The organism is Rhodococcus sp. FG69 (assembly GCF_057808915.1).
On sequence record NZ_JBMDIX010000018.1, the window covers coordinates 82,521 to 95,351 of the forward strand.

General features: G+C 63.6%; 11 protein-coding genes. 5 read left to right on the top strand and 6 right to left on the bottom strand.

The genetic code is table 11. The annotated features are described in order from the left end of the window. Positions 1-879 carry an SCO6745 family protein gene (locus ACODSO_RS15740; RefSeq protein WP_489037659.1) on the bottom strand — a complete coding sequence of 293 codons (879 nt, stop codon included), beginning with the start codon at positions 877-879 and terminating at the stop codon, positions 1-3. 116 nt (positions 880-995) lie between these two features. On the opposite strand from ACODSO_RS15740, the gene ACODSO_RS15745 reads away from it, so the two are divergent. Next, entirely contained in the window at positions 996-1,859 is an 864-nt protein-coding gene (locus tag ACODSO_RS15745; protein ID WP_489037661.1) for a hypothetical protein, read from the top strand. Positions 1,860-1,868: 9 nt separating this feature from the next. Here the strand turns inward: ACODSO_RS15745 and ACODSO_RS15750 are convergent, their stop codons facing one another. Further along, positions 1,869-4,136 (bottom strand): ATP-binding cassette domain-containing protein, encoded by a 2,268-nt coding sequence (locus ACODSO_RS15750; protein WP_068376433.1) that lies wholly within the window; start codon positions 4,134-4,136, stop codon positions 1,869-1,871. Positions 4,137-4,221: 85 nt separating this feature from the next. Between ACODSO_RS15750 and ACODSO_RS15755 the strand changes: the two genes are divergently transcribed. Next, positions 4,222-4,752, top strand: a complete 531-nt coding sequence (locus ACODSO_RS15755; protein WP_068376435.1) for a DUF2231 domain-containing protein — start codon at positions 4,222-4,224, stop codon at positions 4,750-4,752. A gap of 4 nt (positions 4,753-4,756) precedes the next feature. On the opposite strand, the gene ACODSO_RS15760 is transcribed toward ACODSO_RS15755, so the two are convergent. The 4 genes from ACODSO_RS15760 to ACODSO_RS15775 all read right to left on the bottom strand — a co-directional run bounded on the left by ACODSO_RS15760 (position 4,757) and on the right by ACODSO_RS15775 (position 7,940). Beyond that, the gene (locus ACODSO_RS15760; protein WP_068376437.1) at positions 4,757-5,443 is read right to left on the bottom strand and encodes a TerD family protein; all 687 of its coding nucleotides are present in this window, start codon (positions 5,441-5,443) and stop codon (positions 4,757-4,759) included. 87 nt (positions 5,444-5,530) lie between these two features. Next, the gene (locus ACODSO_RS15765; protein ID WP_068376439.1) at positions 5,531-6,208 is read right to left on the bottom strand and encodes an Rv1157c family protein; all 678 of its coding nucleotides are present in this window, start codon (positions 6,206-6,208) and stop codon (positions 5,531-5,533) included. 50 nt (positions 6,209-6,258) lie between these two features. Then, positions 6,259-6,894 carry a response regulator transcription factor gene (locus ACODSO_RS15770; RefSeq protein ID WP_068376447.1) on the bottom strand — a complete coding sequence of 212 codons (636 nt, stop codon included), beginning with the start codon at positions 6,892-6,894 and terminating at the stop codon, positions 6,259-6,261. Next, positions 6,891-7,940, bottom strand: a complete 1,050-nt coding sequence (locus ACODSO_RS15775) for a sensor histidine kinase (protein WP_068376441.1) — start codon at positions 7,938-7,940, stop codon at positions 6,891-6,893. Before ACODSO_RS15775 ends, ACODSO_RS15770 begins: the two co-directional genes overlap by 4 nt. 137 nt (positions 7,941-8,077) lie before the next feature. Here ACODSO_RS15775 and ACODSO_RS15780 point away from each other — a divergent pair, with 137 nt between their 5' ends. The 3 genes from ACODSO_RS15780 (at position 8,078) to ACODSO_RS15790 (ending at position 12,781) form a co-directional block, all read left to right on the top strand. Continuing rightward, positions 8,078-9,514, top strand: coding sequence for a serine hydrolase domain-containing protein (locus tag ACODSO_RS15780; RefSeq protein WP_068376449.1), 1,437 nt, complete (start codon positions 8,078-8,080; stop codon positions 9,512-9,514). A 208-nt stretch (positions 9,515-9,722) separates the two neighbouring features. Continuing rightward, the gene (locus ACODSO_RS15785) at positions 9,723-11,960 is read left to right on the top strand and encodes an NADP-dependent isocitrate dehydrogenase (RefSeq protein WP_068376444.1); all 2,238 of its coding nucleotides are present in this window, start codon (positions 9,723-9,725) and stop codon (positions 11,958-11,960) included. A 164-nt stretch (positions 11,961-12,124) separates the two neighbouring features. Beyond that, positions 12,125-12,781, top strand: coding sequence for a nitroreductase family protein (locus ACODSO_RS15790; RefSeq protein WP_489037666.1), 657 nt, complete (start codon positions 12,125-12,127; stop codon positions 12,779-12,781). Positions 12,782-12,831: the final 50 nt, after the last annotated feature.

Here is a 12,831-nt window from a genome sequence, read left to right on the forward strand (position 1 = left end):
TCAGTCGGTGCGCTTCTTGGTCCCCGGCAGAATTCCCGCGTCGATGACGGCTTTGACGTAGGGGCGCACGCTGATGATCAGTTCCTCGGCGTCGTCGATGCCCTTCCAGATGGACGACGCGAGGACGTCGGTGCGCTGCTCGATGTGCGCGTCGAGTTCGACGCCCTGATCGGTGAGGGTTTCGCCCCCGTCGGTGGTGGTCAGCAGTCCACGCGACGCCAGGCGTCGAGCGGCTGCATCCCATTCTTCGTCCGACCACTGCCGTGTCAGCTGAGTGATGCGCTTGCCGAGCACTCGCCGAGCCTTCGGATCCGGATGCACGGCTTCGTGGAACACGACGGCTTCCGCGGGATCCAACTGCGCGTCGACGAGGGCTGCCAGGTGGCCGTCGCCGCGCCACTCCCGGATGACAGCGATGGAGTGCCACAGTGCAAGGTGCGGAGCGTCGGGACGTTCGGACGAATGCCACGCGGCGGACAACGTGCGCCCGGCGAAGACGGCGGTATCACCGATGTCTCGCAGGCGGTTGCCGATCGTGACGAGCTGGGGGTCGGTCGCCAGTGGTCCCAGCGCGTCGGTCAGGACGGCGTCGAGCAACTCCCAGCGGCGTTTGGTGATCGTGTCGAGTCCTGCGGCGACCGCCGACGGCCAGACCCGCTCGACCAACTCGGGGTTGAAATTGTAGAACGCAGCTGCGACGACGCTCGCCGACGTCTCACCGAGGGGTGCGGCCCGAGACCCGAAGTACCAGGCATGACCGTCGAGGCCGGTGTCCTGGCCTGCCGACTTCAGATGCGGATTGAAGTACGCCGTGATGTGAAACGGCTCGAATGTCGTGTAGGCAGCGCGGGCAATGGCGGGCAGCTTCTCCAGGCTCATGGTTCTCGAACGTACCCGTCCGAACGTACCCGCCCATCGCGGTGGTCGATGGAACCGTTCGATCGCCGCCCGCGTCCAACAGATCGAGTGCCACCTGTGGCCGAGACGGAGGACGGATGACGAACGACGATTCCACGAACGAGGTGCTCCATCGACCTGAATGGCGTCCGCACTGGCCGAGGCCCTTGAATCTGTTGTGGTTGCTCGCTGCTGCCGGGTCGGGTGCTGTGGTCGTGTTGGCTGTTGTGACAATTCCCGTGTTGCTCGCCGATCACGCCTGGGGCGAGTTGGCGCAGCGAATCGCACTCGTTCTGTTCCTGACCGGGGGTGTGTCGGTGGGACTGACCCTGGCAGGACTGTCCAGGTCTCGTGTGCCGAAATCGGTGGGGCCGATAGACGACGCCCAGTACGGTCCGGGCGTGCTGGTGCGCCGCAAATCGCGAGGGTTCCTGGTCGCAGGCCTGCTGGCGCTGGCGTGGTTTCTCTTTGCTTCCGGTGGCGGGTTCGGACTTTTCGCAGGCCTTCTTGCTCTCGCGAGCGCAATCACGGTATCGATGCTGCGGCGCACCCAGGTCTCGCTACACGTGGACGGGATTCTGCGGAGTTCGCTGCGGTTCGGCCTCCGGGGACCGGAGCGCACTCGAGAGTTCTTACGTTGGGAGGACATCGATGGTGTCAAAGCAGAAATCTTCTACGTGCGGGTGAACATGTACGTTGTCCGGAACCCGATCATTCGAATCCAGTCCGCCCGTCTCGTTCCGAAGCGCACTCTGCAGCGCGACGACACCCACAATTCCATCGTTGTCCGTGCACACGAACTTGCGGTCGATCCGAATTCGTTGATGGCGCTGATTTCCTGGTGTAGGGAAAACAGCTGGGCGCGTGCAGCATTGGCGGACGTAGACGCCCGACTCCTGCTCGAAAGCCCACCCCTGCGCGAGAGGCTGCGTTTGTCGCGTGACGCCCCACTGAGGCGGTGACGGCCGGCGTCAGCGCCCCAGACTCTTGGCCAGGTAAGTCCCCGTGTGCGTATCGGCGTGTATCAAGTCGTCCACCGTTCCCGTGAACACCACTTCGCCGCCGCCCAACCCGCCGTCCGGCCCGAGGTCGATGACCCAGTCCGCCGCCGCAACGACATCGAGGTTGTGCTCGATCACGATGACGCTGCGGCCTTCGTCGACCATGCCGGACAACAGGGCGATGAGGTTCGAGACATCCGACGGGTGCAAACCGGTGGTCGGCTCGTCGAGAACCAGAATCGACGACGAACCGACGAGTTCGGTGGCGAGTTTGAGGCGCTGCCGTTCGCCGCCGGACAGTGACGAAAGATTCTGCCCCAGAGACAGATAACCGAGGCCGACGTCCGAGCAGCGATGCAAGATGTCGCGAATCTTCTTGACCTCGAAAAAGTCCTGCGCGTCCTCGACGGACATCTCGAACACGTCTGCGATGCTGATGTCGTCGACGGTATGCCTCATGGCTCCTGGCCGAAAACGCCTACCCTGGCACGTTTCACACGTGCTCGACACCGGATCCGTGAACCCCAGATCGGTGAAGATGATCCCGCTGCCCTGGCAATCCGGGCACGCGCCGTCGGAGTTCGGTGAGAACAGTGACGCGGGTTGACCGGTCTTCTTGGCGAAGTACGCACGGATCGGATCCAACAAACCGGAGTAGGTCGCGGGGGAGGAGCGGCGAGATCCGCGGATCGGAGCCTGATCGATGATTACCGCATCAGGGGCCACGGACCGTAGATGGCCGTGGATCAGGCTGGACTTGCCGGAGCCCGCGACCCCGGTGACTGCCGTCAGAACACCGAGCGGAATCTCCGCGCTGACATTGCGCAGATTGTGGGTGTCGGCGCCGGTGATGGGCAGAAAGCCCGTGGGTGTACGCGGCGTTCGCAGTGCTGCACCGTCGCGGCGAAGAGCTTTGCCGGTTCTGGTGTCCGCATTCCGCAGCTGCTCGTACGTGCCCTCGAACACGACTGTGCCCCCGGCTTTTCCTGCACCAGGACCTATTTCGACGATTCGGTCGGCGATCGCCATCACCTCTGGATCGTGCTCGACGACGAGTACCGTGTTTCCTTTGTCGCGCAACGCAAGCAGCATGTCGTTCAGGCGGTGCACATCGCGAGGGTGAAGTCCGGTCGTGGGCTCGTCGAACACGTAGAGCATGTCGTTGAGCGTCGCACCGAGATGGCGAACCATCTTGATGCGCTGCGATTCACCACCCGACAACGAGGAGGTTGCGCGGTCCAAGCTGAGGTAGCCCAGACCGAGGTCGACGAGTCTGCGGAGCTGCACCACGATTTCGGCGCTGAACGTGTCCAGGTCCTTCAGCGTCCATCCTTCGATACGGTCGGCGAGATCGGAGACCTGCATGGCGAAGGCGTCGGGCAGCGAAAGCCCCTCGAGGGTCGCGTTGCGGATCGTGTCGTTGTAGCGCGTGCCACCGCACGACTGGCAGGTTCCGCGGGTGACGATCCGGTCGAAGGCGGCTTTGGCTTTGCCTTTCAGCGCGTCTGCGTCTTTGGAAAGGTAGCTACGCCGGAAACGCGAGACGATGCCCTCGTAGCTCTTCATGATTGCGTCGGCGTTGACCACCTCGATCTCGCCGGGTTTGGCGTCGAAGAAGATGTGTCGTTCGCGGGCGGAGTACTGCTCGATGGGAACGTCCAGGTCGAACAATCCGGAGTCGGCGAACACCCGGTAGGGCCACTTGCCGGGTTCGAAGTCCGGATGCTTGAAGGGGCCCTCGCGCAGCGACTTCGACTCGTCGACAAGCTCGTCGATGTCGACGACCTTCGCCTCACCGAGTCCATCGCATTCGGGGCACATGCCTGCCGGGTCGTTGAACGAGAAAGCGTTGGCATAGCCGATGGACGGCTTCACCCCGCGTGACCACAGCATTCGTAGCCAGTCGCCGATGTCGGTGATGGTGCCGACGGTCGAGCGCGGCCCACCGAACAGACGCTTCTGGTCGACGATGATCACCGCCGACAGATTGGCGATGAGGTCGGCGTCAGGTCGACCGTAGGACGGGAGAAACGCCTGCGCGAATGCTGTGAACGTCGAGTTGATCTGGCGTTGAGCTTCGGCCGCGATCGTGTCGAAGACCAGGGAGGACTTGCCGGAACCGGAGACGCCGGCAAAGACGATGAGTGTGCGTTTGGGAAGGTCCAGGTCGATGTCGTGCAGATTGTTCTCTCGGGCGCCTCGGACAACGATCGTATTCAGAGCTTCCAGCGAAGTCATTCCGACAGATTACCGTACAGTGTACGAGGATTTCGGGTCATGCCGCCCTGATTGGTGCCGCCGCTGTCGGGGTACCCGCGACGGTATGAGCCTCCCCGGTGTGATGAACAGTCTCGAATCCGCGTCGTTCCTGGACAAGGAAGGCGATGCCATCCATAGGCTTCTCGGGCCCGCGCTGGACGGGAGTGCGATCGGCGGAGTGCTGCGCGGCACCTTCGTGGGGCATCCGATCCACCCAGCTCTGGTGAACGTCACGGTAGGTGCGTGGACCAGCGCGGTCGTGCTCGACCTGGCCGGATCCGAGTCCAAGGCCGCGCAGCGCCTCATCGGCCTCGGTCTCGTGTCGGCGCCGCCGACCCTCGCAACCGGGTGGGCCGACTGGTCGACGCGCGGCCCACGTGCGCGTCGAGTCGGACTGATTCACGCCGGGGCGAACGCTGCCGGAGTCTTCCTTTTTCTGGCTTCCTTCATGCGCCGACGGACGCGCACCGATGCAGTGGCGAAAGGCCTCGCGATAGCAGGCCTCAGCGCTGCCGGTCTCGGTGGCTTCATCGGCGGGCACCTCGCATACAGCGTCACCGAGGACGAGTCCTCGGTGGGCGCGCACCGAGCGTAGGTAGCTACTTACGCCCCGCCGCCCACTTCATTCCCCAGCCGTACTTCTTGTCCAGATCGGACTGGCTGCCCTGGATGTACTCGACCTGGCGAGTGACGGTGACGCCCTGTTTGCCGCTCTCCAGCAACGCAATTGCACAAATTCGTGCAGAGTTGCTCTCCGAGTCCAGCTTGACCTCCACCTGCGGTCCCGACGTGGGGAACAGGGTGACGACGCCGTCGACAGCGGCCCAGTTGGGTGCACCGTCGTAGATCATCGCGAAAATCAGGATGCGCTTGAACATGTCGGGTCGGGCGAGGTTGATGTGCATGTTCTCGCCGCCGGTGACGGTGCCGGAGCGGTCGTCGCCGTCCAGCGCGATGAACGGAGCACGATCGATCGCACCGAAGCTGTTGCCGAGGGCCTGGATGACGCCTTTGGAGCCGTCGGCGAGCTCGTAGAGGCAGCCGAGATCGAGATCGACGCCACCCGACCCGTACGACGCCGCCGCCAACTTCGCGAGAAATCCCTTCTTCTTCGGCTCCGGTGCCGCGGCTCCCGTCGACCAGTTCAGGTTGACGCGCATCGAGCCCTGGGATTCTCCGGACTTGGTGAGGCTGATCGATGGGGCTGCCTTCGACAGCGTCACCTTGCTCAGGCTGACCGGTGGTTGCGTCGGGGTCGAAGGCTTGCGGGTGTAGTCGATTGCCATCTTCAAGAGCCTTATCGTCAGAGTGTCCGGTTTGCGTGCTTCACCCTAGCCGAGCGTGATGACGAGGAGAATGCGCTCGGCGATGGGTCAGGCCCGTACGACGCCGACCACCGGCGCGAACTCACACGGTGGCAGACCGTTGCTCGTGTTGTCGAGAACGCTACCGAAGACGACGAAAACGATTGTGCCGCTGCCGGTTGCAATGGTGTTGGACAACGTGACGATGTAGTCCGCTGGCCGCTCCTGGAACATCGGAGCGCGGCCCGACTGCATGGTGTTCAGATTGACCCAGGCGACCTCGAGGTTGTCCGCTTGAAGCGGCGAGGACATCGCGGTGTTCATCGCGCTGAAGAAGACGTTGACCGTTCCAGGTGGGATCACCGGGACAGGAAGGCTCTCGTCGACGGCCGGACCGGCGATGGCCTGGGCGATTCCGACGGAGTAGTCGTCGGGTTCGAAGCCGCTGGGCAGGCAGTCCGCTGCCGCCGTGTCGTACAGGAACGGCTGCGTGGTGCCCTCGGACAGCTGTATCGACCGGGGAAAGTAGTTGTATCGCGGTCCGCCTTCGGCGATCTTGCGCACCGCGATCAGAGCCGATTCGGCTGTCTTGGATCCGATCGGCATCGCGGCAGGTTGCAACGCCTGCTCGACGGCGACAAGCGTGTCGATGGGGAGGGGAGCAGCATCGGCTGGGATCGTGGCCACGGACAGGAGGCCGACGGATGCGGCGGTCGCGAGCATCGCGCGGACTACATTGTTTGACATACCCTCAGGTTCGTTTTCGGTCAGCGGATCGTTACCTGTTCACAGTTCTTTCAATGGATGCCGAGGGCCGACGCCTTGCGGACGCAGTCGACTCGGGACACGGCACCCAATTTCGCGAAGATGTTCGTCAGGTGCCGCTTGACGGTCGACTCGGTGATGCCGAGCTCGCTGCCGATTTGGCCGTTCGTTCTGGCCTCGGCGACGAGCCTGACGATCTCGACTTCCCGCGGCGACAGCGGATGAGGCGCGGGCCTCAAAGCTGCGACGACGGACTCGCGTGACGACGACACGAGTACGTCGTCGGGACTGCGCAGCACCGAGTGGAGCCCGGCGATCAACTGTTCGCGTGCAACAGTTTTCGACAGAAACGCCGACGCGCCCGCGTCGAGCAGATCTCGCATGGTGCGCGGATCCTGGTGCATCGACACAATCACCACGGCCACGGACGGTGCCTTCGCGCGGATCGCGCTCACCACTGCATATGCTCCGGGTCCGGGCATTTCGATGTCGAGCACCGCGACATCCGGAACCTGTGCGGTGACGACGTCGATCGCGGTGGTGCCATCGGGACAGTGAGCGACGACGACGAACCCCGGATCCGACTCGATCAACGCTGCCAGCCCGTCACGAAACAACGTGTGGTCGTCGGCGATGACGACACGGAACGGCTGCCTGCTGGGCGTCACCACCGCTGACCCGCAACGGTGGCCACCGGATAGTGCACGTCGACGGTTGTCCCGGCGCCGGGAATCGAGGTGATCGACGCCCGTCCACCCAGCATCTCCGCTCGTTCGCGGATCGAGGTGAGTCCGCCTATGGGCTTTGCCGAGGTGACTGCGTCGACGTCGAATCCGTCGCCGTTGTCCCTGATGACTGCGCGGAACAGGTCGGCTTCGGCGATGAGTTCGATGTCGATCGAAGTGGGGTGCGCGTGAATCAGTGCGTTGCGCAGGGCTTCTCGGATGAGCAGATACAGTTCCGCGGCCACCTCGTCGGGCAGGTGCGGTTGTGTGCCGAGCATTTCCAGGCTGGTCCGTGTGCCTTCGGGAGCTGTCGAGTCGAGGTACGACGCGAGCGCCTCGCTCAAGGTGTCGCCGGGCATGGTGACCCACAAGTCCGCCGACAACTGACGGGTCATGTCGACGCTGGACACGATCGACGTGCGTGCCGCGGCCAGATGTTCCTCGGCTCGGTCGTGGTCGCGAAATCTGTAGTGGTCGAACAGATCGAGTTGTTGCAGCGCGACGCCCATTCCGTGAGCGATGCGATCGTGCAGATCACGGGCAATGCGGCTGCGTTCGTCGTGTTGCGAGGACAGCAAGCTGGTCAGCAGATAGTCGACGTACGGTAGTGCGCCGACTGCCACGCGCTGCTGGATTTCGCGTTCGAGTGCAGTACCCAGTTCGACGACGGACAGTGGTGCTCCAGACGCCTCCAACGCGTCGGCGAGAACCGGGAACAGTGCCTCGAACATCAGCGACGCAGCGCGGAGTGACTGCGTCGGGTGAATGCGGGACCGGGCGCGCTCGCTGCCGATCCGTGCACTCATATCGGGGACGGATTCGTCATCTTCGGTCGACGACAACTGTCGGGCTACAGCGCGCACGACACTCTCGGCCTGCAGTGCGAGCTGACCTGCGACCGCCTCGTCGGAGAGAACCGTCGAGCCGATCAGTAGCTCGCGGTACGCGGTGACAGCGGCCTGGACGAGGCGATCGGAATCGACGCTCACGTCCGCCCTCCTCCTACTACTTAGGTCGTAGCGCACGGTGCACCTTGGTAGCGAGCCTATCGACTGCGCGAGCCGTGCTCGATACCGTGCGAAAGATATCTGCCGACAGAGCTTCACACGAGAGGGGAGCGGACGCGATGCCCACGGGCGCACGGCCAGTGCTGGTGATGCTGTGGGTTGTGGTGATCGTCGGCGCACTCGCGGCGGTCGGCCCTGTCCGGGCAACCGCGGACACCCAGCCCGCCGTCCTGCAGGACGCCGTAGACGGGTGGGCGTCGGGGATCGGGGCGCCGGGAATGACGGCACAGATCGTCGATTCCGGAGGTGTTGTGGCGCAGGCGTCGACCGGCGTCGACGGCAGGGGATTGCCCGTCGACAGCGCCACCCCGTTCGTGTGGGGGTCGGTGTCCAAGCAGCTCACGGCAGCCACCGTCCAGGGACTCGAACGCGACGGCGTCGTCGACGAGAATGCACGCGTCGTCGACATCGTCCCGCAGGCCCGGCAGCTGCTCGGCGGCTCAGCGGTAACCGTCGGCGACCTGATCCATCACACCAGCGGACTCCCGCACGACATCACCGTCACCGACGACTGGACGCGTCGGGAATCGGCAGCCGATGCGGTGGCCACGATGCCCGAACCCGACGGTGTCTCTGCCCGCGGCACGTTCCGTTACTCCAGCCTGAACTACCTGCTACTGCAGGCCGTGGTCGAGATGGCCACGGGCGAATCGTTCGCCGACGCTCTCGAGCAGGAGGTGTTGGAACCCGCCGACGCCACGACGACGATCACCGACCCCGAGAATTTCGTGCGATCCGTCCCACCCGGTCATGTGCCGTTCTTCGGCTCGGCGAGAGCGATCGATGTCGGCGTCGACGCAGCGGGGCTCGGCTACGGCTACCTTGCAGGTTCCATCGAGGACTTGGGGCGCTATGCGGCCTGGCGGTTGGCCGAGCTGCAGGGCGGCGAAGCTGCCATGGCCGAGGTGAATACGGGCCAGGGAACGACGTACGGGAGCGGGTTGTTCCACGAGAGCATCGGCGGACAGGACGTGTGGTGGCATTCGGGCGCGGTGCCCGGCTACTACACCTATGTAGCGTTGGTGCCGGGGGAAGATGTGGCAATGGTGTTGGCCACCAACAGATATGGCGAGATCGAAGCCGAGCGGATCGCTGCCGTGGGGCGGAACCTGACGACTCTCGTCGTCGACGGATCGATCTCCGATCTGCCTGGATCGATGGCTCCGATCGTGCTCGGTGTTCTGCTGGGCGTGGTCGCGCTGTTGAGCGGTTGGATCGTGTGGTCGGTGTACCGCGTGGCGAGCGGACGCACGCAAGCGCGTTCGTTCGCCGGTGCAGCCGTCCGTGTGCTGATCGTTGCGGTCGTCGCTGGGGCTGCAGTGGTCGGTGTGTACCTCGGCGTGCCCATGCTCGTCGGGGCAACGCCGACAGTGATGGCGCTCTGGGCTCCGGACGTCGCCATGATGTTCTGGGTTCTGCTCGGTGCGGTCTTCCTTACCGCAGCCCCGCTCGTCGTGAGCCAGGTCGTGGGCTACCGCAAGTTCCGACGGTCCTGAGCCCCGCCGACATCGAGGTTATGTCGCGAATGTCGTCGAAATGCAGGCACAACCTCGATCTCGCCGAGGCATGAATGTCCTACCCGTCAGTAACTTCGGGCGCCGAATCGAGTGATATGCCACTGCCCCGCACAGCGCGGCGTCGGAAGATTAAAGTTGGACGTGAACGTATCCAAAAGACGACGTTGAAACTGAGGCAAAGGCGAATATGACAGACAAGCAGCCAACCATCATCTACACATTGACCGACGAAGCGCCGATGCTCGCGACGCACGCGTTTCTTCCTGTCATCCGCGCGTTTGCCGATGCGGCCGATATCAACGTCGAGTCCAGTGACATCTCAGTTGCCAACCGGATACTTGCAGAATTCCCCGACTACCTCACCGAAGACCAGCGCGTCACAGACAACTTGGCCGAGCTCGGCCGCCTGACGCAGCTCCCCGAAACCAACATCATCAAGCTTCCGAACATCAGTGCTTCGGTGCCGCAGTTGCTCGCTGCCGTCAAGGAGCTTCAGGACAAGGGCTACGCGATCCCCGACTTCCCCGGCAATCCCAAGACCGACGAAGAGCGCGTGATTCGCGACCGTTACACCAAGTGTCTGGGCAGCGCGGTCAACCCTGTACTGCGCGAAGGTAACTCGGATCGCCGTGCGCCGAAGGCCGTCAAGGAATTCGCCCGCAAGCACCCGCACAGCATGACCGAATGGTCGATGGCGTCGCGCACCCACGTCGCGCACATGCGCGAGGGCGATTTCTACCACGGCGAGAAGTCGACGGTCGTCGACGGCGACCGTGAGGTCAAGATGGAACTGCTGCCCGCCGACGGCGAGCCGATCGTCCTCAAGGAGAAGGTCTCGCTCACCGACGGTGACGTCATCGACTCGATGTTCATGAGCAAGAAGGCACTCCTCGACTTCTACGAGCACGAGATGCAGGACGCCTACGACACCGGCGTCATGTTCTCTCTGCACGTCAAGGCGACGATGATGCGCGTATCGCATCCGATCGTGTTCGGCCACGCCGTGCGCGTGTTCTACAAGGACGCGTTCGCCAAGCACAACGAGCTCTTCGAAGAGCTGGGCGTCAACGTCAACAACGGCCTGTCGGATCTGTACAGCAAGATCGAGACGCTTCCGGCCTCCAAGCACGACGAGATCATCGAAGACCTGCACAAGTGCCACGAGACGCGCCCGGAGCTGGCGATGGTCGACTCGGCACGCGGCATCTCGAACTTCCACTCGCCCAGCGACGTCATCGTCGATGCATCCATGCCGGCCATGATTCGCGCCGGCGGCAAGATGTGGGGTGCCGACGGCCGTCCCAAGGACACCAAGGCAGTCAACCCCGAGTCGACCTTCTCCCGGATCTACCAGGAGATGGTGAACTTCTGCAAGACCAACGGCCAGTTCGATCCCACGACGATGGGCACCGTCCCCAACGTCGGTCTCATGGCTCAGAAGGCCGAGGAGTACGGCTCGCACGACAAGACTTTCGAGGTGCCGCAGGCAGGCATCGCCAACATCACCGATATCGCGACCGGTGAGGTGCTGCTGACGCAGACCGTCGAAGAGGGCGACATCTGGCGTCTGTGCATCGTCAAGGATGCGCCGATTCAGGACTGGGTTGCGCTGGCTGTGCGACGCGCACGCGAGTCGGGAATGCCGGTCGTCTTCTGGCTCGATCCGTACCGCCCGCACGAGAACGAGCTGATCGGCAAGGTGCGTAAGTACCTGAAGGATCACGACACCGAGGGTCTGGACATCCAGATCATGTCGCAGGTTCGCGCGATTCGGTACACGATGGAGCGTCTGGTCCGCGGCCTCGACACCATCTCCGCAACCGGCAACATTCTTCGTGACTACCTCACCGACCTGTTCCCGATCCTCGAACTGGGCACCAGCGCGAAGATGCTCTCGATCGTGCCGCTCATGGCAGGCGGCGGCCTGTACGAGACGGGTGCAGGCGGATCTGCACCCAAGCACGTCAAGCAGCTCATCGAGGAGAACCACCTTCGGTGGGATTCGCTCGGTGAATACCTCGCTCTCGCAGTCAGTCTCGAAGACCTCGGTCGCAAGACCGGCAGCACCAAGACGGCTCTGCTCGCGAAGGCACTGGACGCGGCGACCGGCAAGTTGCTCGAGAACAGCAAGGGACCGTCACGCTCGACCGGCGAACTCGACAACCGCGGAAGCCAGTTCTACCTCGCGCTCTACTGGGCACAGGAGCTCGCCGCACAGACCGAGGACGCGGAGCTCGCGCAGCACTTCGCCGAACTGGCAAAGGCGCTGTCCGACAACGAAGACACCATCGTCAAGGAGCTGGGCGAGGTCCAGGGCGGACCCGTCGAAATCGGTGGGTACTACTTCCCGGACCCGGAGGCCACCGCCGCCGTCATGCGTCCGAGCAAGACGTTCAACGACGCGCTGGCCGCTGCGCAGAAATAGCTGTCAGCCGGCCTTGATCGCTTGCCCTTGATCGCTTGCCCTTGATCGCTTGAAAGGTCCATCCATACGTTCCAATCGTATGGATGGACCTTTCGCGCGTTCGCCGGGGCGAGTCCTGATCGCCGACAGAATCTCGGCCAGACCTCATGGTGCATGATCGACGGGTGACTTCGTTTCCGATCATCGATCTGACTCCCGACGAACTGCTGACCACCACGCGCACCGTCCGTAAGCGTCTCGACTTGACGCGGCCGGTTCCGATGGCCTTGGTCAAGGAATGTCTCGAGATTGCTCTGCAAGCGCCGTCCGGCTCGAATAAGCAGGGGTGGCAGTGGATTGTTGTCACCGACCCTGGCCTTCGAGCCCGAGTCGGTGCGATCTACAAAGAGCTGTTCGCGGACTATCAAGCTTCGAAGCATTCCGCATCGGCCCTCTTCTCGGACGACCCCGAGCGCGCATCGGTTCAGCAACGCGTCGGAGACAGCGCGGGCTGGCTCGGCGAACACATGGGGGAGGTTCCGGTCCTGTTGATCCCGTGCATCGAGGCCGGCAAGGAGCTCCCGAGTGGCAATCAAGCAGGATTGTGGGGCTCGCTGCTACCCGCCGTGTGGAATTATGCCCTGGCCGCTCGAGCTCGTGGTCTCGGAACGGCCTGGACGACAATCCATCTCGCTCGCGAAGCGGAGATCGCCGATATCCTCGGCATCCCCGAAGGCTTCCACCAAGGTGCCTTGATCCCGACGGCGTACTACACGGGTGAGACGTTCAAGGTCGCGCCGCGCGATCCGATCGAGACGGTGCTGCACATCGATCGGTGGTGATCCGCCGTCGGAGGCCCGGTTCGTCGGAGGCGACACCGGGAATCATCCTC

Coding starts and splice junctions, on each gene's coding strand:
- ACODSO_RS15740 (WP_489037659.1), bottom strand. CDS start 879: ATGAGCCTGGAGAAGCTGCCCGCCATTGCCCGCGCTGCCTACACGACA.
- ACODSO_RS15745 (WP_489037661.1), top strand. CDS start 996: ATGACGAACGACGATTCCACGAACGAGGTGCTCCATCGACCTGAATGG.
- ACODSO_RS15750 (WP_068376433.1), bottom strand. CDS start 4,136: ATGACTTCGCTGGAAGCTCTGAATACGATCGTTGTCCGAGGCGCCCGA.
- ACODSO_RS15755 (WP_068376435.1), top strand. CDS start 4,222: ATGAGCCTCCCCGGTGTGATGAACAGTCTCGAATCCGCGTCGTTCCTG.
- ACODSO_RS15760 (WP_068376437.1), bottom strand. CDS start 5,443: ATGGCAATCGACTACACCCGCAAGCCTTCGACCCCGACGCAACCACCG.
- ACODSO_RS15765 (WP_068376439.1), bottom strand. CDS start 6,208: ATGTCAAACAATGTAGTCCGCGCGATGCTCGCGACCGCCGCATCCGTC.
- ACODSO_RS15780 (WP_068376449.1), top strand. CDS start 8,078: ATGCCCACGGGCGCACGGCCAGTGCTGGTGATGCTGTGGGTTGTGGTG.
- ACODSO_RS15785 (WP_068376444.1), top strand. CDS start 9,723: ATGACAGACAAGCAGCCAACCATCATCTACACATTGACCGACGAAGCG.